23 protein-coding genes and 1 pseudogene are annotated in these 26,022 nt (G+C 38.4%); 10 read left to right on the top strand and 14 right to left on the bottom strand.

The genetic code is table 11. From position 1 onward, the window contains the following. Positions 1-140 precede the first annotated feature (140 nt). Positions 141-893 carry an outer membrane protein gene (locus tag G6Q00_RS01310; RefSeq protein WP_163531671.1) on the top strand — a complete coding sequence of 251 codons (753 nt, stop codon included), beginning with the start codon at positions 141-143 and terminating at the stop codon, positions 891-893. A gap of 16 nt (positions 894-909) precedes the next feature. On the opposite strand, the gene G6Q00_RS01305 is transcribed toward G6Q00_RS01310, so the two are convergent. Next, a complete protein-coding gene (locus G6Q00_RS01305) occupies positions 910-2,061 on the bottom strand; it encodes a cation:proton antiporter (RefSeq protein ID WP_163531670.1) in 1,152 nt (383 codons plus the stop codon). Then, the gene (locus tag G6Q00_RS01300) at positions 2,058-2,654 is read right to left on the bottom strand and encodes a formyltransferase family protein (RefSeq protein WP_163531669.1); all 597 of its coding nucleotides are present in this window, start codon (positions 2,652-2,654) and stop codon (positions 2,058-2,060) included. The genes G6Q00_RS01305 and G6Q00_RS01300 overlap by 4 nt, the downstream gene beginning before the upstream one ends. A gap of 85 nt (positions 2,655-2,739) precedes the next feature. On the opposite strand from G6Q00_RS01300, the gene htpG reads away from it, so the two are divergent. Genes htpG through thiE form a run of 4 tightly spaced genes read left to right on the top strand, consistent with a single transcriptional unit; the run spans position 2,740 to position 7,347 of the window. Next, a complete protein-coding gene (htpG, locus tag G6Q00_RS01295) occupies positions 2,740-4,599 on the top strand; it encodes a molecular chaperone HtpG (RefSeq protein WP_430750776.1) in 1,860 nt (619 codons plus the stop codon). Beyond that, positions 4,599-5,201, top strand: coding sequence for a hypothetical protein (locus tag G6Q00_RS01290; protein ID WP_163498706.1), 603 nt, complete (start codon positions 4,599-4,601; stop codon positions 5,199-5,201). Before htpG ends, G6Q00_RS01290 begins: the two co-directional genes overlap by 1 nt. Continuing rightward, entirely contained in the window at positions 5,201-6,739 is a 1,539-nt protein-coding gene (gene guaA / locus G6Q00_RS01285; RefSeq protein ID WP_163531667.1) for a glutamine-hydrolyzing GMP synthase, read from the top strand. Before G6Q00_RS01290 ends, guaA begins: the two co-directional genes overlap by 1 nt. Beyond that, positions 6,730-7,347: a thiamine phosphate synthase gene (thiE, locus tag G6Q00_RS01280; RefSeq protein WP_163531666.1), complete on the top strand. Its 618-nt coding sequence runs from the start codon at positions 6,730-6,732 to the stop codon at positions 7,345-7,347. Before guaA ends, thiE begins: the two co-directional genes overlap by 10 nt. Positions 7,348-7,530: 183 nt before the next feature. Here the strand turns inward: thiE and tmk are convergent, their stop codons facing one another. From tmk to G6Q00_RS01220, 12 genes are read right to left on the bottom strand one after another with little or no spacing between them, the layout of a single operon-like run. Then, positions 7,531-8,130, bottom strand: a complete 600-nt coding sequence (gene tmk, locus G6Q00_RS01275) for a dTMP kinase (RefSeq protein WP_163531665.1) — start codon at positions 8,128-8,130, stop codon at positions 7,531-7,533. Further along, complete coding sequence (gene coaD / locus G6Q00_RS01270; RefSeq protein WP_163498710.1) at positions 8,115-8,609, bottom strand: pantetheine-phosphate adenylyltransferase; 495 nt, start codon at positions 8,607-8,609, stop codon at positions 8,115-8,117. Before coaD ends, tmk begins: the two co-directional genes overlap by 16 nt. After that, the gene (locus G6Q00_RS01265; RefSeq protein WP_163531664.1) at positions 8,602-9,168 is read right to left on the bottom strand and encodes a UbiX family flavin prenyltransferase; all 567 of its coding nucleotides are present in this window, start codon (positions 9,166-9,168) and stop codon (positions 8,602-8,604) included. The genes coaD and G6Q00_RS01265 overlap by 8 nt, the downstream gene beginning before the upstream one ends. Beyond that, positions 9,165-9,830, bottom strand: coding sequence for a flagellar basal body P-ring formation chaperone FlgA (flgA, locus tag G6Q00_RS01260; protein ID WP_163531663.1), 666 nt, complete (start codon positions 9,828-9,830; stop codon positions 9,165-9,167). Before flgA ends, G6Q00_RS01265 begins: the two co-directional genes overlap by 4 nt. Beyond that, positions 9,830-11,890, bottom strand: coding sequence for an ATP-dependent helicase (locus G6Q00_RS01255; RefSeq protein WP_163531662.1), 2,061 nt, complete (start codon positions 11,888-11,890; stop codon positions 9,830-9,832). Before G6Q00_RS01255 ends, flgA begins: the two co-directional genes overlap by 1 nt. Next, positions 11,887-14,427, bottom strand: a complete 2,541-nt coding sequence (locus G6Q00_RS01250; protein ID WP_163531661.1) for a tetratricopeptide repeat protein — start codon at positions 14,425-14,427, stop codon at positions 11,887-11,889. The genes G6Q00_RS01255 and G6Q00_RS01250 overlap by 4 nt, the downstream gene beginning before the upstream one ends. A gap of 9 nt (positions 14,428-14,436) precedes the next feature. Continuing rightward, a complete protein-coding gene (serS, locus tag G6Q00_RS01245; RefSeq protein WP_205426435.1) occupies positions 14,437-15,696 on the bottom strand; it encodes a serine--tRNA ligase in 1,260 nt (419 codons plus the stop codon). Positions 15,697-15,698: 2 nt separating this feature from the next. Then, positions 15,699-16,481, bottom strand: coding sequence for a carbon-nitrogen hydrolase family protein (locus G6Q00_RS01240; protein WP_163531660.1), 783 nt, complete (start codon positions 16,479-16,481; stop codon positions 15,699-15,701). Beyond that, positions 16,481-17,284, bottom strand: a complete 804-nt coding sequence (gene ubiE / locus G6Q00_RS01235; RefSeq protein ID WP_163531659.1) for a bifunctional demethylmenaquinone methyltransferase/2-methoxy-6-polyprenyl-1,4-benzoquinol methylase UbiE — start codon at positions 17,282-17,284, stop codon at positions 16,481-16,483. The genes G6Q00_RS01240 and ubiE overlap by 1 nt, the downstream gene beginning before the upstream one ends. Beyond that, positions 17,239-17,676: a protoporphyrinogen oxidase HemJ gene (gene hemJ, locus G6Q00_RS01230; protein ID WP_163531658.1), complete on the bottom strand. Its 438-nt coding sequence runs from the start codon at positions 17,674-17,676 to the stop codon at positions 17,239-17,241. The genes ubiE and hemJ overlap by 46 nt, the downstream gene beginning before the upstream one ends. Position 17,677: 1 nt before the next feature. Then, positions 17,678-18,223 (bottom strand): YigZ family protein, encoded by a 546-nt coding sequence (locus G6Q00_RS01225; protein ID WP_163531657.1) that lies wholly within the window; start codon positions 18,221-18,223, stop codon positions 17,678-17,680. Continuing rightward, on the bottom strand, positions 18,223-18,903 hold the full coding sequence (locus G6Q00_RS01220) for an META domain-containing protein (protein WP_240330913.1): 681 nt from the start codon (positions 18,901-18,903) through the stop codon (positions 18,223-18,225). The genes G6Q00_RS01225 and G6Q00_RS01220 overlap by 1 nt, the downstream gene beginning before the upstream one ends. 150 nt (positions 18,904-19,053) lie before the next feature. Between G6Q00_RS01220 and mraY the strand changes: the two genes are divergently transcribed. The 5 genes and pseudogenes from mraY (at position 19,054) to G6Q00_RS01195 (ending at position 25,916) form a co-directional block, all read left to right on the top strand. After that, the gene (gene mraY / locus G6Q00_RS01215; RefSeq protein ID WP_163531656.1) at positions 19,054-20,115 is read left to right on the top strand and encodes a phospho-N-acetylmuramoyl-pentapeptide-transferase; all 1,062 of its coding nucleotides are present in this window, start codon (positions 19,054-19,056) and stop codon (positions 20,113-20,115) included. A 62-nt stretch (positions 20,116-20,177) separates the two neighbouring features. Then, complete coding sequence (gene murD / locus G6Q00_RS01210) at positions 20,178-21,449, top strand: UDP-N-acetylmuramoyl-L-alanine--D-glutamate ligase (protein WP_163531655.1); 1,272 nt, start codon at positions 20,178-20,180, stop codon at positions 21,447-21,449. Next, positions 21,446-23,320 carry a mechanosensitive ion channel family protein gene (locus tag G6Q00_RS01205; RefSeq protein ID WP_205426434.1) on the top strand — a complete coding sequence of 625 codons (1,875 nt, stop codon included), beginning with the start codon at positions 21,446-21,448 and terminating at the stop codon, positions 23,318-23,320. Before murD ends, G6Q00_RS01205 begins: the two co-directional genes overlap by 4 nt. 1,690 nt (positions 23,321-25,010) lie before the next feature. Continuing rightward, positions 25,011-25,409, top strand: a pseudogene (locus G6Q00_RS08795) (methyl-accepting chemotaxis protein); the annotation flags it as partial. Positions 25,410-25,412: 3 nt separating this feature from the next. Continuing rightward, positions 25,413-25,916, top strand: coding sequence for a hypothetical protein (locus G6Q00_RS01195; protein ID WP_163498797.1), 504 nt, complete (start codon positions 25,413-25,415; stop codon positions 25,914-25,916). Positions 25,917-26,022 lie beyond the last annotated feature (106 nt).

The following is a 26,022-nucleotide window of genomic DNA, read 5'->3' as shown; positions in this document are numbered from 1 at the left end:
GAGTAGCCCCGTATTATACTCTGATTTTCTAAGAGGTGAGTTTTTAGAATAAAAAAATACAAAAATTCTTGTTTTATGAGTTTAAACATGTTATGATCGCAGTCTAACTTAATTTTTGATTATGGTGTTAAAGGATAGTGATGAGAAAGTTTCTACTCGGTGTCCCTCTAGCCTTTGGGGTGATGGGGGTTCTGGTGGCAGAAGAAAATGGTGTATTTGCTGGGGTTGGTTATCAGATTGGGCAAGGTAGGATGAATACCAATCTTTATAATTTGCCCGGAAATTACCCTCCAGGAACGGGTCCTGATTATAACAACTGGCAGGGCAGGAATGTAAGTTGGCATGCTAAGTATGGCAATGGGGCTATGAATGGCTTTGGGGTAATGATTGGTCAGAAGTTTTTCTTCAAGGTTCCCAATGCTAAGACTAAGTGGGCAGGTATCCGCTATTATGGCTTCTTTGATTATGGGCTTGCTGATTTGGGGCCCCAGTACAGTTTAGTAGGCTATGATCAAAATGTCGTCTTAAACATGACCGCTTATGGTATAGGGGTTGATGCTTTAGGTAACTTCATTGATCGTAAAAATGCGAGTGTGGGTGTGTTTGCAGGCTTTGCCATTGGGGGTAATACTTGGCAGTCTAGCGCTCTTAACGCGTGGAAAGCGGCTATTCACGCCCATGACCCCTATGCTTCTTTAGCAGGCTTGCCTAGCCATGGGAATTTTAATGTGTGGTTAAATTTTGGTTTCCGCACCAATATTTATAAACACAATGGTGTAGAGCTAGGAATTAAACTTCCTATGTTGGTTAATAAGTTTATCCGAACCGCAGGGCTATACTATAGCTTGAAACGCGATTACTCCTTGTATCTAAGATATATCTACACTTTCTAAAATCTTATCTATAGCATTAGCGGAGGGGTTGTTTTTGTAGCATTTTGATAAGGGTAGTGAATAAAATCCCCTCAAAGATAGCAGCTAGCAAGAAAGCGTAATAAGTATCTTGGTTGATAGCCCCTACCCGCAAACCTACGCTAGCGGTGGTAACCAAAAAGGTTAAGGGCATGGAGGCACTTAGCGCAAATAGCACTGTATTTTTGCCACTGTTAAAGTATGTCCTAAAGAGTAAAAAGCTAGTGCTAAGGTGTAAATAAAGCATGGCAACCATGACTAAACAAGCATGGGTGATGATGATATAGTTGCCTAGTACTAAATGCAGGTTAAGAGTAGAGCCTACATGGATAAAAAAGAGGGGAACAAAAAAGCCAAAGCCTATATCGTTAAGTTTATCAAATAATTCGTGTTTATGGGGGAAAAAGGTAGAAACTAGCATGCCAGCTAAAAAGGCCCCTAGTACCATTTCTAACTTAAGCCAAGCTACAATCCCGACTAAAATAAAGAAAAGTGTGAGGGTAAAACGGATATCTTGATTGGCCTCATTACTTGGCATTATCCAAGCTTTTAACCCCGGAAACCACCAAAATAAAATGCCAAATATTTTAATAAGGCTAGCAATAGCGAGCAAGAAAACAAGTAAAACGCTTAGAGCTCTATATAAATTCATGCTAAAGCCATGCAAATAGATCCCATCTACTACTACAAGTAAAATAATACTCGTGAGTTCACCTAGTACCCCCACTTTAAGTACTAAATCTAGCCACGGGAGTTCTTTACCATAATCGCGTACTAAAGTCATGATCATGCCCAAACTCACAATGGGCAAAGCAATAATATAAAGAGTGGGCAGATGCAAGCTTAAAACGATAAAAGTAGAGGTGATATATAAAATAGTAAAGTAGCCAAAAATTCTTTTTAAAACAGCCTTTTTAATCTGTTTAAACATGTATAAATCTACTTCCATGCCACAAAGAAACATCAAAAATAAAAACCCCACCTCAGCTAGCATGTCAAAACTATGATTGGGTCTAATCAGTCCAAAATAAACCCCAAAAGCCCCTAGCAAGATTTCTAACACAGCTACTGGCATTTTAAACAAACGACTCATATAAGGCGCGAGTACAATTAAGGGCGCAATGGTAGCTAGGGTGAAAAGATCGCTCATGCTAGGGAGTACAATCCTAGAACTTTTAAAAGGGCTTTTGGATAGAGCTCATATTCAAGTGTATGTACTCTTTTTTCAAAATCCTCTAAACTCTCTTCTTTTTTGACTTCTAAAGTCTCTTGTAAAATAACAGGGCCACTGTCTACTTCTTCTTCTACAAAATGCACACTCACCCCCATACCCTTTTGGCTAACAAAACTACGCTTAATAGCTTCTTTTCCTTTATGTTCTGGTAAAAAAGAGGGGTGGATATTAATTGTAGAAAAGCGCTCTAAAAACTTAGAGCTTACAATTTGATTAAAACCGGCTAGACAAATCAAATGGCAAGGATATAAAACTTGCAAAAATTCCTCCTCATTAGAGCACAGCACACAGGGCATGTTTAGCTGTTTGCAGCGCTTTATACCCATAGCCTTAGGGTTATTAGTCGCACAGAGTTCTACATTCAAAATAATAGGTTGGTTGTTTTGTAAACGCATAAAAGATTTAAGGTGCAAAGTTTCTATGAGATTTTGCATGTTAGAACCCTCACCGCTAAAAAGAATGCCAATTTTAAACAAGGAGGAGGGCAAGGTATCTAGGAGGGCTTGCATTCATATCCTTATAGATTTTGGGGTATGTTAGCACATTTTAAGCACTTGTGCTATAATGATCGTTTATTTTAATTTTGGAGTTTTCATGACTAAACATGCGTTTCAAACAGAAATTAACCAGCTTTTAGATTTGATGATTCATTCGCTTTACTCCCATAAGGAAATCTTTTTAAGAGAACTGATCTCTAACGCCTCCGATGCGCTAGATAAACTCAATTATCTAACGCTAAGCGATGAGAAATACAAAACCCTAGAGTTTGTACCCCGCATTGATCTAAGTTTTGATCAAAAGGCTAAAACTTTAAGCATTGTAGATAATGGCATTGGTATGGACGAGGCTGATTTGATCTCTAATCTAGGCACAATTGCTAAATCTGGTACAAAGGGCTTTTTATCTAATTTAAGCGGGGATCAAAAGAAAGATAGCGCACTAATTGGCCAATTTGGGGTGGGGTTTTATTCTAGTTTTATGGTGGCTGATAAAGTTGTGGTGCAGAGTAAAAAGGCTTTAGATAGCCAAGCTTATGCGTGGGTGAGTGATGGCAAGGGCAGTTATGAGATTAGCCCTTGTGTTAAAGAAAATCAAGGTACGCAAATCACGCTTTATTTAAAAGAGGAAGAAGCCAAGTTTGCTAGCCGTTATGAAATTGAAAACATCGTTAAAAAATACTCTGAACACATTCCTTTCCCTATCTTTTTAACCTACACAGAAAGCAAATTTGAGGGCGAGGGGGAAAATAAAAAAGAGATCACAGAAGAGAAATGTAGCCAAATTAATAGCGCTAAAGCCCTTTGGCGCATGAATAAAAGCGAGCTTACAGAGGAGGATTACAAAGAATTTTATAAAAGCTTTGCCCATGATAACAGCGCGCCTATGGCGTGGATACACAATAAAGTAGAGGGGCATTTAGAATACAACACCCTTTTTTATATCCCTAGCACCGCGCCCTTTGATTTATTCCGTGTGGATTACCAATCTGGGGTTAAACTCTATGTTAAACGGGTTTTTATTACTGATAATGATAAAGAACTGTTGCCCCAGTATTTGCGCTTTATCCGGGGGATCATTGATAGCGAGGATTTACCCTTAAATGTAAGTCGCGAGATTTTACAGCAAAATAAAATCCTAGCTAATATCAAAAGCGCCTCCACTAAGAAAATCTTAGCCGAGTTTGAACGCTTAAGTGAAAACGAGGAAACCTATAAAAAGTTTTATACCCAATTTGGGCGGGTGCTTAAAGAGGGCTTGCATAGCGATTTTGAAAACAAAGATAAACTTTTAGATTTATTGCGCTTTGCTAGCTCTAGCGGGGCGGAGTTTCTCTCTTTAAAATCTTATAAAAAAGCCATGCCCTCTGATCAAAAGAGCATTTATTACATGCTCGGCGATAATTTAGATTTGCTCAAAGCCTCCCCACTTTTAGAAAAATACGCTAAAAAGGGCTTTGATGTCTTGCTTATGGGCGATGAGATAGATGGCTTTGTGATCCCTAGTATAGGCGAGTATGATAAAATGCCTCTTAAAGATGCTAGCGCCACAGAAACCCTTAAAGAATTAGAATTAGCAGAGGTAAGCGAGGAGGAGAAAAAAGAATTTAACCCCGTATTGCAGGCCTTTAAAGAGGCGCTAAAAGAGGAAATTAAAGATGTTACTTTGGCTAAAGATTTGAGTTCTGCGGTGGTGTTAGTAGGCGAGGAGCAAAGCGCAATGATGGCTAATTTAATGCGCCAAATGGGTCAAGATGTCCCCAGCCAGCCTAAAACCTTAGAGCTTAATATTAGCCATGCCATTATCCAAAAACTAAAAGGAATTGAGGATAAGGCCATTCTTTCAGATGTGGCTCACTTGCTCTTTGATAGCGCTAAGCTTTTAGAAAAGGGTGCGCTTAAAAACGCCAAAGCCTTTAGCGAGCGACTCAATAAAACCATTTTACGCGCCTTTTAATGCGCCTTTTTTTGCTAGCTCTGCTGGCTTTTCCTTTGTGTGCTAAGCCTCTTATGATTGCTAGCGATCTAAGCAATCAAGAGGGTTTTTTAGATCTACTCCAAGAGGTTTTTAAGCAAGATAACTCCCAAAAAATTAACTGGATCAAACCCCCTAAACGCATTTGCAGCGCACAGGGTTATATTCTCTCTAAAAGCGCTTTGCAGGGTGGCAAAATCAAAGCAGAAAAAGCGCTTTTTCAAGAGGAATTATTACTTTTAGGTTCTAAACAATGGCAAAGCCATTTTCAGGGTAAAAAACCGGCTAAGGTGCTTCACATTTTAAACAACACGCCCCATCTTAAAATGATGTTACACAGCTATAAACCCTATCAATCTAGCGATTTGATTTTAATCAGCCAACGCCTGTATTTACAAAAGAAAAACACCCTCCCACCTTTACTTTATAAACCTCTGCACATGCGCTATTTTTGGGCTAATCCATGCCACTCACAAGAAGGCGCAATGTTTTTAAAGTGGCTAGAAAGTCCAAGAGCCCAAGAGAGCATACAAGGTTTTCGTATAGATTATCACACCATCTTTACTCCGCTAAAAGGTTTGTAATGAGTGATTGTATTTTTGTTTTAGACTTTGGAAGCCAGTATACCCAGCTTATTGCTAGACGATTGCGCGAAATAGGGGTATATGCAGAAATTTATCCCTACCACTGCCCCTTAAAGACTCTTTTAGCTAAAAACCCCAAAGGCTTTATTTTAAGCGGGGGTCCGGCAAGTGTCTATGACAAGGAGGCTTATTTTTGTGATTTGCAGATTTTTCAAAGTGGCTTGCCTATTTTAGGGATTTGTTATGGCTTACAATTAATTGTTAAAGTCTTTGGCGGGGAGGTTAGACTAGCTAAAGAGCAAGAATTTGGCAAAGCCCATTTAGAACTTTTAGATACGCATGCATTATTAGAGGGGGTGAGTGGGGGTGTGGTGTGGATGAGCCATGCAGATTATATAGAGATTTTGCCAGCAGAATTTAAAGTGTTAGCACAGAGTGAAAACGCCCCTTTTTGTGTGATCGCGCATAAAAAAAGGGCTATTTTTGGCTTGCAATTTCACCCCGAAGTAGTGCACAGCACGCAAGGTACACAGATTTTAAAAAACTTTGCGCTTAGGATTTGTCAATGCATGCCTAGTTGGAACATGCGCTTTTTTGCAGAGCAAGAAATCTTAAAGATTAAAGAACAAGTGGGCAAAGAGCGGGTTTTGTGCGCGGTGAGTGGGGGGGTGGATTCTAGTGTGGTGGCGTGTTTGTGCTCTCAAGCTTTGCCCGGCCAACTAGAGGCGGTTTTTGTCGATCACGGGTTATTAAGACTAGGGGAAAGAGAACAGGTAACCCAAATGTTTAAAGGGCTTTCTATTCCTTTGCATGTAATTGATGCAAGCTCTTTATTTTTAGAGCGTTTAAAAGGAGTGGTTGATCCTGAGAGTAAACGCAAAATTATAGGGCATACTTTTATAGAAGTGTTTGAAAAAAAGGCAAAAGAATTAGAATCTAGCGGCAAAATAAAATTTTTAGCACAAGGCACTTTATACCCTGATGTGATCGAATCGGTGCGCATTAAAGGACCCTCTGAGGTGATTAAATCCCATCACAATGTAGGCGGGCTACCTGAAAAAATGGATTTTAAACTTTTAGAACCCTTAAAGGAATTGTTTAAAGATGAAGTACGCGCCTTAGGATTGGAATTAGGTTTGCCTGATGTTATGCTTAAGCGCCACCCCTTTCCCGGCCCCGGGCTAGCTATTCGTATTTTAGGGGCTATAGATTTACAAAATTTAGAGATTTTAAGGAAAGCCGATGGCATTTTTATACAAGCCTTGCAGCAAGCTAAGCTTTATGATCAGATCTGGCAGGCCTTTTGTGTGCTACTTAATGTACGCTCAGTAGGGGTAATGGGCGATAGGCGTACTTATGAAAATACTTTAGCGCTTAGAGCTGTGCAGGCTAGCGATGGCATGAGCGCGCATTTTTCCCCTTTGCCCTTAGATTTTTTAGAGGAAGTGGCTAACCAGATTATTAACAAGGTTAAGGGGATTAACCGCGTGGTTTATGACATCACCTCTAAACCCCCAGGGACCATTGAATGGGAATAGAATTAAAAGGGTTGTATGCTATTAGTGATGAAAAGCTCACACCCTATTCTAATTTGTCCAAATTACTTGAACAAGCCATTTTAGGCGGGATTAAACTTTTCCAGTTGCGCGATAAAAGCCACTCAGATCAAGAGTTGCGCGGGCTAGTTAATGAACTCTCTTTTTTATGTGCAGAAAAAAATGTAGGCTTTATTTTAAATGATAGACTAGAGCTAGCGCTAGAGTGCGGAGTTTTTGGGTTACATTTGGGCGCTAAAGATACTCCCCTGCAAGAGGCGCGATCACTTTTTAAGGGGGTTATTGGTGTCTCTTGTTATGGGGATTTACAAAGAGCTTTAATGGTAGAACAAATGGGGGCAGATTATGTTGCCTTTGGGGCTTGTTTTGTCTCACAAACTAAACCAAATGCCCCCCGCATGGATTTAAAAATTTTACAAGAAGCTAAAACCTATTTAAAAATCCCTATCTGTGCGATTGGAGGAATTACGCCTACTAATATAGATCAATTAGGGAATGTAGACTTAGTAGCGGTGGTGGCCTCTTTATGGATAGGTGATGTGCTAAAAAATGCACAAGATTTAATAAATAGCAAAAGCCTACCTAAGTAGATCAAAGAGTCTAGCTAAAGTTTTATGCGATAAAGCTAGAGTAGGGGGCTATAAACAGCCACATAAATTATTATAAAATTTTAAAAACTCTACCATATTTTTATATCTTTATGAGCAAAAGCTTAGCCTCAGACTAGCTAAGTTTTATCAATTCTCTAGCTTTGAGGGGTGTGTTAAAACTTCTCAAGCAAGCTTATTATGTTTAAAAGATTCAAGTGGGCTTTCTAACTTCTCTAAAATACTTTGGTGGATACTATTAGGGCTTTTAGAGGCGTCTAATACATAAGTTTTAAGCTTTAACATTTGGCATGCTTCTAGTAGGCGTTTTTGTGTGTGTTCTAAAAATGCCACTCCCTGAGCCTCAATACAATCCATAGAAATTTTTTTATCTAGCCTCTTTGTTAACTCTGCGTGATCTAATTTTAGAATAAAAACAATATCTGGCATCACTTCTAATAACCCATGTGTTTTATGTAGATCAATGGCCTCTTGTAATAAATAGGGGGCATAAGCTAGTCCTGAGATCAAAGAGCGATCGCTAAAAATTAACCGGTGAGAATTAGGTTTGATCACCTCCTCTATATGCAAACTTCTATCTGCTAAAAAGAGTAAAAATTGGGCATGGATAGGGAGTTTATAAGATAAAATTTTTTCGCGCAAAGCCTGACCTAGAGCTGTACCCCCGGGTTCTTTGGTGAATAAAGCATTAGGAAAGGCTTGTTTTAAAAGATGAATTTGGGTACTTTTACCGCTGGTATCAATTCCTTCTAAGGCGATAAACATTTAGCCTGCTTTAAAATAAAATCTAGCACTGTATGAGGAACTAGGTGTGCTATCTCCCCTTCATGGCTTAAAATACTGCGCACAACAGAGGAACTAATGAAGGCATTTTGTAAAGAGGGCATGAAATACAAAGTTTCTAAATCCGGGTTTAAAGACTTATTAGCATAACCCATCTGTAACTCAAATTCAAAATCACTCACCGCCCTAAGCCCGCGGATAATACACCGGCAATTATGATCTCTAGCTAAATTAGCCAATAACCCCTCAAAGGCTAAACATTTGACATTGTGCAAATGCGCCGTAGCAAGTTGTAGCATTTCTAACCGGTTAGCAAGAGAAAACATGGGGCATTTTGCGCTAGATTTGGCAACCGCTACTATTAAGTTATCAAATAATTCACTACCCCTTTGGATAATGTCTAAATGCCCGTTAGTGATAGGATCAAAAGAACCCGGATAAATGGCTAATTTTTTAAGCATTGGCTTTCCATCTGGGATATAAGCAATGCTTAATGCCTAAAGAATCTAACCACTTGCCCACTAAGAATAATTCCATGTCTTTTAAATTTTTAGGCTGTGTGTAGTAGGTGAGCAGGGGGGGGGCGATAATAACTTGTGCTTTAGCTAGGGTGAGTAAATTTTCTAGGGCAATGCTATGCAGGGGCAATTCTCTAGGGGCTAATAAGAGCTTTTTTTGTTCTTTAAGCACTACAGCAGCTACGCGGCTTAAAAGATCATCACAGATTCCATGCGCAATTTTACTTAGAGTATTTAAACTAGCTGGAATAATGGCCATTGCATCTATACCAAAACTTCCAGAGGCAATAGGGGCATCAATTTGTTTATGGCTAAAGAGTTGTAAGGGTCTATGCCAGTTTTTAAGAGTTTGTTTTAAATCTATATTCATTTCAGAGTGCGCTACTTGTTGGGCATGTAGGCTAAGAACGACAAATAAATCAATCTCTGTAGGCACGCACTCTAAAAAGCGCCAAGCTAGCTGTATCCCACTAGCCCCACTAATACCCACCACTAATTTCACAGCACTTCCCCTTTTAATAGTCCGGTGATTTTAACCTGTATCACTTTTTTACTGCGCATATTTAACGCTTGAATCACTTGGTTTAACACCCCATTTTCTAAAGCTTGTAAAGAGGTTTCTAAAAAAATAGGGCCTTCTTTGAGTGTGGCATTAAAGATTTCATGTTTATAAATTAAAATTTTAGGACCCACTCTATCTATACTTAAAATCGTATTAGGGGCTATAAAGCTGCGCGCGCTGCTATTATTAATATAAGAGGCATCAATGGGCAAGGTAGTAAAGTGGGTGAAGGGGATATTTTCAAAATAGGTATTGCTTGCATCTAGGTTTTGATCTTTTCTAAGCATGATCTTACTTTTATAAATACCAATGGAGGCATTTAGGCTATATTTAATCCAGATTTTTTGATCTAAACTTAGCACGCCCTCTTTATTAAGAAATTGTTGCGTACGCCACCGTAAATCTTGAGGGCTAGCGACTTTTAAAATCTGATCTAGCATTGATAAGTTGCCGCTAGCTAACTCTACTTTAATGGCTTGGATTTTAAAAGGGTATTTGGCATAAAACCGGGTGTAGGCTCTAGAAATAGCTTGTTCTAAAAGAGAAAGAGAAGGCTGTGCAAAAAGCCCGGTTAGACAGATAGCCAATAATAAAAAGCGCATTAAGCCTTCTTAATCATAGAGGCCATGATCCAATAAGTATTAGAATCAAAGCGCACTTGGATATAATTTTCATTTAAAGCCTCAATTATACCTTTACCAAAGACTTCATGCATCACGCAATCCCCAATTTTTAAAAACTGGATCAATTTGGCTTCCTTTAAAAAATGAGAGGGTGCTAAACCTGTTTGGAGTGTTCCAAAATGTTCCCTCTCTTGTGCACTGCATAAATAAAGTTCCTCTTTAGCGCGTGTGATAGCCACATAGCCCAAACGGCGCTCCTCCTCTTGATCCTCTGCATTTTTGTAAGGGAAAAAATCCTCCTCAAAGCCTATAACAAAAACTACGCTAAACTCTAAACCCTTAGCCTTATGCACACTCATGCATTTAACACCCTTAGAATCTACAATAGGGGTTTCTAGTATGATTTGTTCTAAAAAGTCTTGTACACTAGCCACGCCCTTTAATTCTAAACTATCCTCCATACAACTTATAAAAGTCTCTTCTAAGCGTGAAAGATAATAGGGGTCTGAAAAATCAGGATCTTCCTCAGCCTTAGCGCGCCATTCTTTTTCTAGCTCTTCTGGGCTTTGTTGGCATATTTTTAAATAACCTTTAAAGAGAATATGTGCTTGTTCTATGTTTTTGATATGGCGGGCATCTTTGGCTAGATCAAATAGAAGGGTAAAAAAATCTTGTAAAGATGCATAGGCGCTTTGGGGTAATATGGGTTTTAATAAACCGGCCTGATAGGCTTTAGCAATGCTACATAATTCTCTAGCACATAGATTTTTAATTTTATCTATACTGCCTTTGCCGATGTATTTGAGTTTAGGTAATAAACGCAAAATATCAGAATCTGCATTGCAATTAATTAGCGCATACAAATAGGCTAGGCGATCTTTGATAATGGCGCGTTCATAAAAACTAATATCACCTATGATCGTGTAGGGGATTTTAGCCCGCAATAAACCCTTTTCTACCTCTTTAGAGAGACAATTAAAGCGATACAAAATAGCCATATCCTCATAGACAACCCCCCGATTAGCCGCTTCTAAAATCTTTTTAGTGATAAAGTTATTTTCCTCTGTGGTGTTGGTAAAGTGCGGGGCTTCTAAATTTTTACATGGGACTTTGTTTTTCTGGCTAATTAAGGTTTTTTGGTAGCGGTGCTTATTGTGGATAATGAGCTCATTAGCACAGGTTACAATTTCTTCTGTGGAGCGGTAATTTTGTTCTAGTTTGATAATTTTAGTTTGAGGAAAATATTCAGGGAAATTTAAAATATTTTCTATATCCGCCCCTCTAAACCCATAAATACTTTGATCATCATCGCCCACCGCACAAAGATTCTCATGGGCACAACAAAAGGTTTTAATGAGTTTAAGTTGGAGGGGGTTTGTATCTTGGTATTCATCTATAGAGATGTATTGGTAACGCTTACTTATAGAGTTAGCTAACTCTAAATCATAATCTAAAATTCTGTAAGGCAAGGCAATTAAATCATCAAAATCCACCCAGTTTTCTTTTTCTAAAGCTTCTGTGTAATACATGAAAGCGTGCCATATATCTTGGCATCTTTCCGGAGTGATGAGGTGGTTTTTAATCTGTGAAAAGCGTTTCATTAAGTAATTTAAAAATATTGCATCGTTGTCTATACGGGTGTCTTTTTTATAGGCAAGTAAAGCGGGTTTTAATAGTTTAAAAATTTCACGGGGGGTTTTAAGCTCAAAATCTAACCCCCGATCCAAGCGCTCCATATGCTGTTTTAAAAAGTTAAGCCCAAAGCTATGGAAAGTACAAAGCGTGGGCTTATGCGTACGCCTCCCTATTAATTTCATAGCCCGTTGGTGCATTTCACTCGCTGCTTTATTAGTAAAAGTTAAAGTTAAAGTGTTCTCAGGGGGGATTCCTACATAGCCAATTAAATAGGCTAAACGGGTGGTTAGGGTTTTAGTTTTGCCACTGCCTGCTCCGGCTAAAACAAGCAAGGGGCCTTGTACATGTTTAACTGCCTTTTGTTGTGCCGGATTAAGACCTTGGAGAATCTCTATTTTATTCATGGCAAATCCTGTGCATTCCTAGGGGCTCTGATTTGGAATCTATAATAAACGGATTTGAAACGATAACTTTTAATGATACTAAAATTATTCAACGCTGATTGTAAATCCCCCATTCTTTGGTAGAGTAAGCCTAACCCATAGCGCACATCGTAGTTTTGCGAATCGATGCCCTTAGCCATTTCTAAAAGCAAAGCCGCGCTATCAAATCGTTTTAAAGCAATATAAGCTAGGCTAGCTAATTCATACACCTCCATTTCATGATCGCCTGCTTTATCTAGTAAAAAGTTATAAATAGAAACGGCCTTTTCATATTTCTTTTGAAAGAGACTCATTAACCCTAACATGCGCAATAAATCCATGCTATCCTCATCATTTAAAGAAGCACTCAGACGGGCATTAAGTGTCTGCTCTTGGCTATTTGATAAACCGGTGATAAAGCCCATATAAATATATATTTTACGCCCCAAAAGCGAGCCATGGATTAGTTTGTCTAAATCCACTTTTTTACTGGTTAAAAAAGCATAAGCCCCTAGCATTTGGCGGATATCCCCTTTGTATTTAAGCATCATTTCATAAAGCACATTGGTGAACATATCCTTAGGGTGCATTTCTTTAAGCGCGCTAAAATATTTAATCAGCCTCTTTTTATCATCAGCGCGGCGCGCATAAGCTAGTCCTAAAGCGTAGTGGATACTTAAAGGTTTGGCAATTTTATCTATCCAGCTTAAATCATCATTGTTTGTACCATTCAGATAGTTGATAAAAGAATTTAAAAAGTCTCTTTGGATGCTATCTGTAAAATGCAAACCCTGAAAATCTGTAGTGATTTTTTTAAGTAATGCGCTAGGGTCGCGATAATCTAGCCATTCTACTAGCACGGCAAAAATACCGGCTAAAACATTGTTATTATTCAAATAATAAGCTTTTTTAAAGTGAAAAGAGGCGTTGTGGAAATCATCTAACTGGGCATAGATTAAACCGGTATTATAGTGGGCAGTGGAGCTATAAGGGTTAGCCTCTAAAGAGAGTTTAAATTCTTTAAGCGCGCGGCGTAAATGAGAAGAGCCAAGATATTTAAACCCGGCGATGGTGTGCAAATCCGCGCTACTGGTGTTCTTGCCTTTTTCTAAAGAATTAATGGCGTCTATAAAATCCTGATTATTCCCCGTATCTATAGAAAACACCCCCTCATGGATAGCATTTAAAGAACTCCTTAAATCCATGAATTTAAAAGGCGCGTAGTAAAAGAGAATTCTAAAAGTAGGTATACCCATTCCCTCGCGCAAATTATTACTCCAAAAGCTTTTACGAATTGTCTGTATATCAAAATAATGCCGGTTTAATATAGGTTCAATGGGGTAAGTGTCGCTTAAAATCTTTTCTTTGTGTTTGTCTTTTTTGAGTGTGTGCAATAAAGAAGTTAGTACATCTTGCGCGCCTATAAAATTTCCCATACGCAAGGCAACAAGTTCTAAGGCCATTAAGGCTTCTTGATCATCTGGATAGGCATCATTATAGCGCCGTAAGGATTGAATAGCCTTACTATAATCCCCCATTCTGGCATATAAAAGCCCTATGGTTTTATCATCTTTAGGGGTGGCGGCATTTTTAAGATATTTAATCGCATTAGCTTCATCTCCAAACATCATAAAAATCTTAGCGGCTAAACGATTTCTTGGAGCGCTAAATAATTCGTTATCCGGATTGATTAAAGCCGAAAGGGTTTCAAAATAATGCCCCCCATAGTATAAACTTAGCGCATAGGTGTAGGGGTAAATGGGTTGTTTATCTAGTTGGACTAAGTTATTTCTAGTGAGTTTTAAATAACGGGTATAAAGGTCCATATTATTAAGATAAAAGGCAGAGATCATCGCATCAATAGCATTAACGCTAATATTTTCCTTGCTTAAAAGGGCATCATCAAAGAATTTTAAAGCCCCGCTATAATCTTTTTGGCGCATTTTAAGCACACCTAAATTGTGGTTAGCAAGATTAGAGGAAGTGTGCGAGATTTTGCCAAAAATACGCAAAGCCTCATCGGTTTGCCCTTGTCTATAAAGAATATCTGCCTTTTCAATCATGGTATTAATATGCTCTTCATTAAGGGGTGTATGAGAAGTTTCTTTTAAAACAGGGAGGTTATTTAAAACAGAACCTTGACTTTCTATTTTGCTAAGCTTTCTGGATTGTTGGGCGGCTGCTTCTTTATGTGTGGCGTTATCCTCAAAACGCCGGTTATGCGCCACAAAACTCATGATTAGTGAGACAATAACAATTAAAGCAACAAGCCCCGTTCCTCCCAAAACAGATAAATAAAGGCGCGGTCTACTTTTAAGGGCGATTAATTTTTCTTGAGGCGTTTTGGCTTGTAAAATTTCTAAAAACGGGTTTTCTTGGCTAAAGAATTGTCTTAAAGATTGGATTAAATTTCTTTTAGGGGGGGGTTGTGGGGTTTGCTGTGTTTCTGGATTTTGTGGGGTTTGTGGATTTTGCGGGGTTTGCTGAGTCTGTGGAGTTTCTGGGGTTTGATCAACCATGTTTAACCTTTAGATATAACGGGTCAAATAGGGCTCTAACACTTTAGGAATCTTAATAAGCCCCTCTTTTGTCTGGTAATTTTCCATAATAGCCACTAGTGTACGCCCTATAGCTAAAGAAGAGCCATTAAGGGTATGTACAAAGGCATTTTTCTTATTTTCTTTATAACGAATCTTAGCCCGCCGCGCTTGAAAATCGCGCGTATTACTCACAGAGCTAATTTCTCTATAACAATTTTGCCCGGGTAACCACACTTCAATATCTACCGTATTACTCGCGCTAAAACCCAAATCCCCGCTACAGAGTTGGATAAAGCGGTGGGGTAATTCTAAAGCTTTTAAAATACCGCTAGCAATTTCTAACATTTTAGCCTGCATAGAATCGCTTTTTGTAGGGTGGGTGATAGCCACTAATTCTACTTTATCAAATTGGTGTTGGCGGATAATGCCATGGGTGTCTTTACTTGCGCTACCGGCTTCTTTTCTAAAACATGGCGTATAAGCCGTCATTAAAATAGGCAAATCCTCAGATAGAATTATTTCATTAGCATAAAGATTAGTCAAACTCACCTCTGAGGTGGGGATTAAATATAAATCCTCTATTTCTACTTTAAAAAGGTCTTCTTTAAATTTGGGGAGTTGGCCTGTGCCAAAAAGAGTTGTGGCATTGACTAAAATAGGGGGGTTGATAATTTCAAAGCCATGTGAGGCGTTATAATCTAGCATGAAATTAATAAGTGCACGGCTAATTAATGCCCCCCCTTTGCGCAACACACTAAAACGGCTTTTAGCGATCTTAACGCCTCTATCAAATTCAATCCAGCCATTTTTTTGGGCTAGTTCGTGGTGTTCTTTGGGCTTAAAATCAAAACTCTTAGGGGTTAAAATACGCGCAATTTCTACATTTTCACTCTCATCTTTACCAAAGGGGGTAATGGGGTCTAATAAATTAGGGATTATGTGTAATAAAACTTCTAATTCTTCTTCTAAAGTGTTAACCCGCTGGGTTAAATGCCCTATTTTCTCTTTATTCTCTTCTAAAGCACTCTTAAGGCTTAGAGCTTCTTGATCGTGGTTTTTTTGCTTTTCAAAAAAGAGTTTGGAGGTTCTGTTTTTAAATTCTTGGGCTTGTTCTAGGGCTAATTTTTGTGCTTTATATTCTAATAAAAGGGTTTGTAGATTTTTAAGAATCTGGGGGTCTAAGAATCGTTTGGCTAAATTAGCTTGCACAGCCTCAAAATCATGGAGTAGTAATTTTTTATCAATCATGTTTATTCTCCTTTGATAGTCCTAAACCCCCATTCTTTCGCCCAAGCCTCTAAATACTGCTTATGCACCTCTAGGTGTAAAATCCCTTGATCGCCTTCTAAACTACTAACAATATTGCTATTAGGCAGGGCAATAAAACTATCCCCATAAAAACGCCATGGTAAATTATTTTGTTTAGAACGCACCATGCCAATACGATTAGCCCGTGCCACTAGCATAGAATTACAAAACGCCCTAGCTTTACACACAGCACGCCAGCGCTCAAAAGATTCAAAGGTACTAGCCGTGCTTAAAAGCACCATTTCAACCCCCTGCTCTTGCATGCCTAGCCAAATTAAATCAAAGTGTAATTCATACCCAAAAAGAGGGGCGATTTTAATCCCCTCTAGCATAAAAGTTAAGGGTGTGCTTAATTTATCAGGCTGGGGGTTATCAAAAAAACGCGCTTCATTCCAGTGATCATAGGGCATGAGTTTTTGCTGGGTATAAAATTGTGTGTCTTTAGGTGTGATTAAAGCAATTTGTTTAAGTAATCCTTTTTGATCTTGTAAAATAAGAGGCGCGCTGATGTAAAGCTGGTGTTTAAATGCGAGTTGTTGGAGTTGTTCTAAACGGGCTAGACTGTAGCTATTAATTTTTTGTGCCTCACTTTCTAACACCTCTAAAAAAAAGGGGGTGAGTACATATTCAGGGAAAATAACAAGCGCTTTAGGTGGCATTTGTTTGGCGCTTCTTTGTACAAATTCCCAATCAAAATGCGCCATTTGCATGAGAAATAAATGCATTAAAGCTTTACCGCCAAAATATTAGACACGCTTTTATACATATAATGCGCTCTCTCTACTACATCTAACCCTACAGCGCTTAATTCATCTTCTAATTCATCGCTACTAACAAAGCGCTCAATAGAGGAGGGCAAATAAGCATAGGCTTTATAATTACGGCTAATAATTGTACCTAAAATGGGCAAGATTTTAGAAGTGTAAAAATGGGTTAATGAGTCTAAAATCCCGCCTTGATCCTGACGCATAAACTCTAAGACTAATAACACCCCTCCCTTTCTAAGAACACGGCTAAATTCCTCTAAAGCTTTTTTGCGCTCTACCACATTGCGCAAGCCATAGGCAATACTGAGTAAATCAATGCTATTATCTTGCAAGGTGTGTAAATTTTTAGCCTCTAAACAAGTTAGAGTAACACACTCGGGGCGTTCTAGGTTAGCTTGTGTGATCTTTTCTTGTGCTAGACGCAACATTTCAGAGGAGGGGTCAATGCCATGCATGCTAGCAATGCTACCCTTGAAATTTTTTAAGGTCTCTAGGATACAAAGCAACATATCTGCCGTCCCACAAGCCACATCAGCAACATACAGATCGTTTAAATGCCCCCTAAAAGCATAAACATGGCGTAAAGCCTCTTGGATACTTTTACGCCGCCATTTTTGATCTTGTCTAAAACTCACTACCCGATTGGCTATATCATAAGTATTAGCGATAGCATCAAACATGCTAATGATTTTTTCTTGTTTTTGAGAATTGCGCATTAAAAGAATTTCCCCACTACTGCAAAGACAATCACGATCATACATATCGTAGGCACTTCATTTACAAACCTGAAAAAACGCGAACTCTTATAAGTCCCCTCTTTTTTAAGCTCTTTCATCCACTTTCTACACATAAAATGAAAGTGCAACAAAATAAGTACAAAGAGTAGTTTAAGGTGTAACCAACCATGAGAAAAAAGCGTAGCTGGGTTTAAAACATAAATCAAACCTAGCCCGCTAAGCACGCTAATAATCATAGCTGGGGTGGCAATGGCATTAAAAAGTTTGGATTCTTGGATTTGTACAATGGCTACAAAATCCGGTTTATTATAATTTTCGCGATGATACACTAAGAGTCTTGGTAAATAAAGCAAGGCTGCCATCCAAGAGATGATAGCCACAATATGGAGCATTTTAAGCCATAAATACGCTTCCATGTTAACTTCCTAGTATTTTTTTAATAGATTCTGCGGTACCGGTAAATGCTACCCATGCGCCTGTTTTTTCTAATTCTTGCTTGGTGATTCTAACCCCATACTTACGCGCCTTTGTATTTAAAATTTGCAAAGCCGGATAAGACACCCATTGGCAAATACAAATAGGCTGGATAAAGGGTACAATCTTACTTTCTTGTAAACATAATTGTAGCGCTAAGCCATAGGCCTTCATTAATCCCCCCACCCCTAAAAGCACGCCCCCAAAGTAGCGCACCACAATAATAGCCGTATTGATTAAATCCTGCCGTCTTAAAATCTCTAAAAGAGGCTTAGTACTATTTTTAGGTTCTCTATCCTCATGTAAAACTTCCTCTAGCCTATCGCCACTCAAATAGCGGTAAGCATACACAATATGGCGGGCTTTACAATGCTCTTTTTTAAGTTGCTCTAAAGTGTTTTCAAAACTAGAAAAGGGGAGTAAAAAGCCTAAAAAGCTAGAACCTTTAATTTGGTGTTTAGAAGTAATGAGCGTACTAACTTGATTCATCAGTGTTGTAAATAAATTTGCATATTAGGATTTTCTAAAAGCAAAGTGTTTTTACCACGCGTGATATTAAAAGTACCTTTCAAGTGGTTATAAAAGGCTAATTCAAATGCCATGAGTTTTTCATTGCTACACACCTTGCGCGAAATGCCCTTATCCTCAATATTGAGGTGATCGTCATCTCTAAAGCTATAACTAATAAAATATTTATTGCAATAAATCACCCCATAAGCATGGAGTTCTTTTTGATCAAACTCCACATGCCCCATAGGTGTACTTTTGATCTTACTTTGCTTAGCCATTTGTTGGTTTTTCTCTATATCTGCTTGCAAACGGCTAATATCAGTTCGAATCATGGAGGCATCGGGGGGCAAATCTTTAATATCTAGGTTTTTGATATTGCGTTTTAATTCCTCTTGGAGTAATTCTAATTTGTCTTTAGCCTGCGCATTTGTAGGGGGTGTATTGCGATCTTCAGAATCTAAATGAGGCCTCTGGGCTTCTAAAATTAAATCTCTAAAGTTAAAGGTTTGCCCGTCTAAGACAACCCGCACAATGCGGTATTGGTTGTGGTTAAAATTCTTATTTAACAAGCGCACCAACACACACCCCCCCAAAAACACCCCGCAAAACACTAAAGGCAACAAAAAATAAATAAATTTTAAACTCCTTACTGAATACATGAATTTATTAAAACTCCTTTGATCAAACCCATATTATACTCTGATCTGCCTTAACATCACAGCGCGCGCCTAATAAATCAGCGCGATTTAAGTGGGGGTGCATTAAAATTATTTAATACCCCCAATTTTAATTTTTCTATAGAGTTTAGCATGCTTTATTACCTGTATTCGTGGTTTAATATTAATATTTTCCAGTACCTCACTTTTCGCTCCGGTTTAGCTTTTTTTCTTAGCTTTTTTAGTTGCATTTATGCCATGCCAAAATTTATCATTTGGGCTAAGCGCAAAAAAGCTAACCAGCCTATTTCAACCTATATCCCGCATCAAAACAAGAAAGACACGCCCACAATGGGCGGGGTGGTTTTCATGGCCACAACCTGCATCGCTTCTATTTTAACCGCCCGCTTAGATAATTTATTTGTACTGCTAGGGCTTTTTACCCTTTTAGCCTTTGGGGCTCTTGGTATGCAAGATGATTACACCAAAATTAGCCGTAAAAGCAATGCCGGAATCACTTCTTATTACAAATTTATCATTCTTACTTTGATCTCTTTGATCATCACCACCGCCCTTTATCATCTCATGAATGAGAAAGACCTTTATTTTCCTTTCCTCAAACACCCTATTTTTTCCTTTGAGAATCACCCCATTTTATTAATAGGGTTTTGGATTTTGGTGTTTTTATCCACCTCTAATGCGGTGAATTTAACCGATGGATTAGACGGATTAGCCACCGTGCCTAGTATTTGTGTGCTTTTAAGTTTGAGTGTGTTTATTTATGTGGTGGGCAATGCTGAGCTTAGTAGATATTTACTCTACCCTAAAGTAAGCCATAGCGGGGAGGTAATGGTGATCTCTGCGGCCTTAATTGGATCGCTTCTAGGGTTTTTGTGGTTTAACGCGTTTCCAGCAGAAATATTTATGGGAGATAGCGGGAGTTTATCTATTGGGGGTTTTATTGCCTACATGGCTATTATTACTAATAATGAAATCTTACTTATTTTAATGGGGCTTGTATTTGTATTAGAAACTGGATCGGTGATCTTACAAGTTACTAGCTATAAAACCCTCAAGAAAAAGATTTTCCGCATGGCACCCTTACACCACCATTTTGAATCTAAAGGTTGGCCGGAAAATAAAATCATCTTGCGCTTTTGGATCATTGCAATTTTAAGTAACATTGTGGCGTTATTGAGTTTGAAAGTGCGCTAAGATTTTCTTTAATTAATTTAGCTATGTTATTCTAGTACCTTTAGTCCAGATAGCGGAGTTTTATGATCTCATTACTTGGATATGGACAGACCAACCGGGCTTTTGCGGCTTATTTGCATAAGAAAAATATTCCCTATTGTGTCTATGACGATCAGGTTTTAACCCCCTCGCTAGATCCTTTTAACCAAAAATGGCTTCCCTCTAAGATGTTTAACCCCTACGCCTCACAACTAGAAATTGTAAGCCCGGGCATTCCTTTTAACCACCCGCTAGTCATGGCTAGTAAACATTTATGTAGCGAATATGATTATATTAAAGGGCTTTGGCAGACTAATCGCAAACATCTTCCTTTTCCAACCATTATTTTTATTAGCGGTACAAATGGCAAAACCACCACCGCTAGAATGTTAGGCTTACTCTTAAAATCTAGCAGTGCCCAAGTGGGGGGCAATATTGGAATCCCTCTAATTGATCTTTACACCCAAATTAAAGCAGAGCAGCGCAAACCCCCCTATGTATGGATTTTAGAAACCAGTTCTTTTACTTTGCACTATACTAACCATTTGGTGCCCCAAATTTATGTGCTTCTGCCTCTCTCCCAAGATCATTTAAGTTGGCATGAAAACCATGAAAACTATGTGGAGGCCAAACTCAAGCCTTTATCTCTCATGCAAAAAGAAGGGCATGTGTTTTTACACGCCTCTTTAAAAGATCACCCCACAGTTAAAGCCCTTATCAATCCGCCTAATCTACTTTTTTATCAAGATTCTAAACACCTTGCACAACAAATGGGGTTGCAAATTTCTAAAGTGCGTTTTGAAGAGCCCTTTTTATTAGATGCCTTGTTAGCCTTAAGTGTAGCTAAGCTTTATTCAGGAATAGCAGATTATGATTTACTCAACACCTATATTATCCAGCCCCATCGCATTGAGATATTTTTAGATCAAAATCAAAATACATGGGTAGATGATAGCAAGGCAACTAATATTGATGCTACACTCAAAGCCCTAGATCGCTTTAAAGGTTGTTATATCCATTTAATTTTAGGGGGCGATACAAAGGGCATGGATTTAAAACCACTATTTGAAGTTTTAGCCCACATGCAAATAGAAATATATGCTATTGGGGTGAGTGCGCCAGTGGTTATGCAAATGGCACAAGATTATCATATCCGCGCGCATTTATGCCATGATTTAAGAATAGCGGTGGAACATATCAAACAAAACTTACGCCCCGGACAAATTGGTATGCTCTCACCTAGTGCGGCTAGTTTGGATCAATTTGCCTCTTATAAACACCGGGGTATCACCTTTAAAGAGTGTGTATTAAAATGAGAGTGTGGTTTTTTCTTTTCTTATTTTTGGCTTTATTAGGGGTGGGTAGGGCAGATGATCATGATACAGACATGATAGACTTGTATTTACTACTTAATCAAATCAACCAAATTAATGGGGTGATTTCGCGCTACCAAAAAGATCCAGCTAAACGATCTGAAATTTCTTTATATACAGATCAAAAAAACGATTTAATGCATTCTTTTGCCCTCAAACTCTTAGGCGCGCAAGAACAAATCGGGATTAATATTGATGATAATCTCAAACAACAAAAAACCCTCAAAGAGGCCTTACTTAAAAGTAGCGATCAAGATTTTTACACCTACATACTAGACACAATCCGCCTAAAAAATTTAGAGGTAGATGCAAACATGTATGACTTTTTAGAGGAATTGCGCACCTCGCTAGATTTTTTTAGCCAAGAAAAAGATGTTAGAAGTATCACCGCTCGCTATTTGCTCACGCTAGAAGAATACGCCTCTAAAAGCTATGTTCTCCCCTCTAATGTGGGTGATTTTAAACAACAAAAATTCCAAGAACTCTTAGATAGCCATAAAACAAAGCTCAAAACCTATATTGAAGTGCTTAACTATATCCAAAAACACCCTAACCAAGTGCTTTCTAAAAATATTGTGCTAAGCATTGATTTAAAATGGATTTTAGAACGCGTAGCTAGTGTGATCGCGCATGCCTTTCCTAGCTCTAATGGTTTACAAAGCGCTAAGATCGTCCTTTCTTTGGTTTTACTGGTATTTTTACTCGCCCTTAGAAGACTCATCACCGCCCTTTTTATCCGGGTATTAGATTATTTTGTGCGCTTCACCCGTAAAAACACAGAGGTACAACAAAAAATCCGCAAAAGCATCATCACGCCTATTTCTACCTTTTTATTTATCTATAGCTTTGATATTTCTATTGACATTCTTTACTACCCCCACCCCACCCCCACTAAATTTTCTATGTATTTGGGTGTGGTTTATATTTTGCTATTTGCTTGGCTTTTTATGGCCTTATTTAAGGCTTACGGGGCAGCTCTTATTGCCACTTTAGCCTCTAAGAGCAATGGATTAAGAAGAGAAGTGATCAATTTGATCTTAAAGATCGCCTATTTCTTTATCTTTGTCATCACCACCTTATGGGTACTCAAACAACTAGGTTTTGATATTTCTACGATCGTGGCGTCTTTGGGTATTGGCGGGTTGGCTGTGGCTTTGGCGGTTAAAGATGTGTTGGCTAACTTTTTTGCCTCTGTGATTTTATTACTAGATAATTCCTTTTCTCAGGGCGATTGGATTGTATGTGGCGAAGTGGAGGGCACGGTAGTAGAAATGGGATTAAGACGCACCACAGTTAGAGGGTTTGATAATGCGCTATTTTTTGTGCCTAACTCTGAATTAGCCGGTAAATCTATTCGTAACTGGAATCGGCGCAAAGTCGGGCGGCGCATTAAAATGTATATCGGGCTTACTTATGATTCCTCTAGTGAAGCTTTGCAAAAATGCGTACTAGGGATTCGCAACATGCTTGAGCAGCACCCTAAAATCGCCAAAGATAGCGATCTAGACACAGCCTCCAAACAACAACTCAGTAGCGATCACCACGCGATGATGATGGGTTATCAAAATATTGTCTCTCTTGATGATTTAGCCGGTTATAAATCTAATTTATTTGTGTATTTAGATAATTTTGGCGATAGTTCTATTAATATTTTTGTGTATTGTTTTTCTAAAACCATTGCTTGGGGGGAATGGTTAGCCGTTAAAGAAGATGTGATGCTTAAAATCATGAAAATCGTAGAGGATAATGGCTTGAGTTTTGCTTTCCCCTCTCAGAGTGTTTATATTGAAAGCATGCCTAAAACACCGGTTTAATCTAATTTAGGAGAGTTCCATGCCTTTTTTTAAAAATCTTAAGTTAGGCACTAAAACAGCTTTGGCGGTTTCTATTATTTTAGTCTTATCCTTTGTATCTTTAGGGGCTTATTACACCACCAAGATCACCTCTGTACTTGTTAGTAGCGCTAATGAAAGGGTTAAAATCTTAGCCAATAGCCAAGCAACTAAAATCACACTTGAGCTTAAAAATGTACGCCAAACTCTGATTAACTATGTGAATTATTTTTCAGGCGGTGGCTATGTTTTATTAAAAAATGCCAGCTATGCCGAGTTTCAAGATAACATCAGCAAACTTTGCATGAATAGCGAATTTGTCAAAGGAAGTTTTTTACTTTTTTTACAAGATAACAAACCCGCCGCTAGCTATGAGGCCACCCAATTACCAGATGGACGAATCGTACTTTCTAATAATACAAAATCCATTTGGACATCAGATGTTGTGGCTCGGGTGATTAAAACCCATGAATTTAGCCGTACCCATACAGAATTTATGAAATTTGCAGATAAAACAACTTATTTTGGTTTTATCATCGCCGCACCCATTTTAGATCAAGCGCGCAATTTAAAAGCCATTGTGGGGGTTTTTGTAAGTTTTGATTACATTCAAGATCACTATTTCCCCACTAACTCAAAAGAAAATGGCTTTGTTATAGGCTCTAGGGATCGTATTTTTGCGATCAATAGAAACCACGCTTTACAAGGCAAGGTTTTTACAGATGTCATGCAAGCAGCTGAGGCTAGATCGGTGCTTGATTTTAGAAAAAGCGCTCAACCGGGCGATAGCATGACCACTTCCTTTTATAGCGATGTTTTACATGGCAATATCATTTTAGCCCTTTATGATGTAAACCCTTATAGCAATTTAACAGAACCTGTCAATTGGGTTATTGGATCAGCTGTCTTAAGAAAAGATGTATACCACGCCGTGCACAAAGCGCAGTTAGCAGCCATTGTTATCTGTGTGGTGGCTTTATTACTCGCCGTTGCTATCATGGTTTTTTATATCAAAAACCAAATTGTTTTGCGGGTTCATAAAGTTGTTGCGACTTTAGATAGTTTCTTTAGGCTACTTAACCACGAGGAAAATGTCAAACTAGAGCTTTATCCTTCCACCCAAAAAGATGAAATTGGTTGGATGTTAGATTCAATTAATTCAAATGTGGCCAATATCCAACAAGTTTTCCATGCAGATAATAATGCCGTGATAGAAGCCACCCATTTAGCCTCTGATGTGCAAAAGGGGATTCTTGTTTTTAGTGAAAACCACACCAATGCTAAAACCCCTAAACTCTCTGAACTCATCAAGGTTACCCACTCTATGGTAGGGGATTTAGAGAAAAAAATCGGCTCAGACTTAAATAAAATCTTAGCCGTCGTGCATGCCTATCAAGATTTAGATTTTACCGCAAGAGTACAGAGTGCTAAAGGGGAGATTGAAGTTTCTATTAACCAATTAGGTACAGAGGTGAGTGAAATGCTTAACACTTCTTTACATTTTGCTAATACACTCAATACAAAAGCCCTTGATTTAAAAACTAGCATGGAAAAACTCTCTTCAAGTTCTACTAAACAATCTGAGGAGATTAAAGTAACCACAGAGAACATTGAGGGCATTACCCAGCATATTAACGATGTAAGCACTAAAAGCGATGAAATGATCACCCAAAGCCAAGATATTAAGGGCATTGTAGAGATCATTAGAGACATTGCCGATCAAACTAATTTATTAGCCCTGAATGCGGCAATTGAGGCCGCTAGAGCGGGTGAACATGGGCGCGGGTTTGCAGTGGTAGCTGATGAGGTTAGAAAACTAGCCGAGCGCACGCAAAAGTCTTTAAGTGAGATTGAATCTAGCATTAATGTTTTATTGCAAAGCATTGCGGATAATTCAGCAGCCATTAAAAGCCAAGCTTCAGCTGTATTAGATATTAATAAGGCTATGGGAGAATTTGATGCGAATCTAGCCCATAATTTAGACATTGCTCAAGGGTGTTTGGGCATTAGCCAAGATATTGAGCGCATCGCTACTGATATTTTAGAAGACACGAGTAAAAAGAAGTTTTAAAGGATTAAAATGGATAAAGTGTTAGCAAGTACAAGTCAATTTTACCCCACACAGATGTCTAAAATTAAAAAATGGATTATCAAATGGCAAACAAGGTCTTTAGGTAAACGGTTAAATGTAGATATTTTGATCTTATCGGTGTTACTCTTTTCTGATCGCTATAATTTAGATACACAATTAGAAAGGGCTAGGCACTATTTAGAAAAATCTATCAATCCATGCCTAGTTTGCCGTGTTTTTGATCGCATTTGCATTAATTTAATGGAGTATGCCGCCGATGAACATCTTTACTTAAAAGATAGAGGGCGGGTATTTGAACTCTTGGTACAAAATATCCAGCTCTACCATGTGGTTTTAGACATGTGGGAGGAAGAGGACTATCAAGATCAAAGAGATATTTTAAAAGTTGCGGTGCAAAATGCCTATGATAAGCGCTACAGTTTAGATGCAGAAAGCCAGCGCTTTTTAACCTACCAAACACGCATTTTTGCTAATAAACACTTATAACAAGCGCTTTAATCTAGCCAAAGTTAGCAGGGGTAGCTAAAGATTATGGCTTTTTAATGGATTATAAAGTTTTAAAACTTCTTTAGAATTATTAAAAACATCTTAA

Origin of the sequence: Helicobacter suis (assembly GCF_902196125.1) — a bacterium.
GTDB classification, from domain to species: Bacteria; Campylobacterota; Campylobacteria; order Campylobacterales; family Helicobacteraceae; genus Helicobacter; species Helicobacter suis_B.
The sequence above is the reverse complement of the archived record's forward strand: the minus strand, read 5'-3'. Positions and strand labels throughout refer to the sequence as shown.

What these genes read in the sequence shown, in the direction of transcription:
- htpG (WP_430750776.1), top strand. Translation starts at nt 2,740, where the DNA reads ATGACTAAACATGCGTTTCAAACAGAAATTAACCAGCTTTTAGATTTG.
- mraY (WP_163531656.1), top strand. Translation starts at nt 19,054, where the DNA reads ATGCTTTATTACCTGTATTCGTGGTTTAATATTAATATTTTCCAGTAC.
- G6Q00_RS01220 (WP_240330913.1), bottom strand. Translation starts at nt 18,903, where the DNA reads ATGTATTCAGTAAGGAGTTTAAAATTTATTTATTTTTTGTTGCCTTTA.
- thiE (WP_163531666.1), top strand. Translation starts at nt 6,730, where the DNA reads ATGGGAATAGAATTAAAAGGGTTGTATGCTATTAGTGATGAAAAGCTC.
- coaD (WP_163498710.1), bottom strand. Translation starts at nt 8,609, where the DNA reads ATGCTTAAAAAATTAGCCATTTATCCGGGTTCTTTTGATCCTATCACT.
- tmk (WP_163531665.1), bottom strand. Translation starts at nt 8,130, where the DNA reads ATGTTTATCGCCTTAGAAGGAATTGATACCAGCGGTAAAAGTACCCAA.
- G6Q00_RS01225 (WP_163531657.1), bottom strand. Translation starts at nt 18,223, where the DNA reads ATGAATCAAGTTAGTACGCTCATTACTTCTAAACACCAAATTAAAGGT.
- ubiE (WP_163531659.1), bottom strand. Translation starts at nt 17,284, where the DNA reads ATGTATGATCGTGATTGTCTTTGCAGTAGTGGGGAAATTCTTTTAATG.
- G6Q00_RS01290 (WP_163498706.1), top strand. Translation starts at nt 4,599, where the DNA reads ATGCGCCTTTTTTTGCTAGCTCTGCTGGCTTTTCCTTTGTGTGCTAAG.
- murD (WP_163531655.1), top strand. Translation starts at nt 20,178, where the DNA reads ATGATCTCATTACTTGGATATGGACAGACCAACCGGGCTTTTGCGGCT.
- flgA (WP_163531663.1), bottom strand. Translation starts at nt 9,830, where the DNA reads ATGCGCTTTTTATTATTGGCTATCTGTCTAACCGGGCTTTTTGCACAG.
- guaA (WP_163531667.1), top strand. Translation starts at nt 5,201, where the DNA reads ATGAGTGATTGTATTTTTGTTTTAGACTTTGGAAGCCAGTATACCCAG.
- G6Q00_RS01205 (WP_205426434.1), top strand. Translation starts at nt 21,446, where the DNA reads ATGAGAGTGTGGTTTTTTCTTTTCTTATTTTTGGCTTTATTAGGGGTG.
- G6Q00_RS01250 (WP_163531661.1), bottom strand. Translation starts at nt 14,427, where the DNA reads ATGGTTGATCAAACCCCAGAAACTCCACAGACTCAGCAAACCCCGCAA.
- G6Q00_RS01240 (WP_163531660.1), bottom strand. Translation starts at nt 16,481, where the DNA reads ATGCATTTATTTCTCATGCAAATGGCGCATTTTGATTGGGAATTTGTA.
- hemJ (WP_163531658.1), bottom strand. Translation starts at nt 17,676, where the DNA reads ATGGAAGCGTATTTATGGCTTAAAATGCTCCATATTGTGGCTATCATC.
- G6Q00_RS01255 (WP_163531662.1), bottom strand. Translation starts at nt 11,890, where the DNA reads ATGAATAAAATAGAGATTCTCCAAGGTCTTAATCCGGCACAACAAAAG.
- G6Q00_RS01310 (WP_163531671.1), top strand. Translation starts at nt 141, where the DNA reads ATGAGAAAGTTTCTACTCGGTGTCCCTCTAGCCTTTGGGGTGATGGGG.
- G6Q00_RS01300 (WP_163531669.1), bottom strand. Translation starts at nt 2,654, where the DNA reads ATGCAAGCCCTCCTAGATACCTTGCCCTCCTCCTTGTTTAAAATTGGC.
- G6Q00_RS01305 (WP_163531670.1), bottom strand. Translation starts at nt 2,061, where the DNA reads ATGAGCGATCTTTTCACCCTAGCTACCATTGCGCCCTTAATTGTACTC.
- serS (WP_205426435.1), bottom strand. Translation starts at nt 15,696, where the DNA reads ATGATTGATAAAAAATTACTACTCCATGATTTTGAGGCTGTGCAAGCT.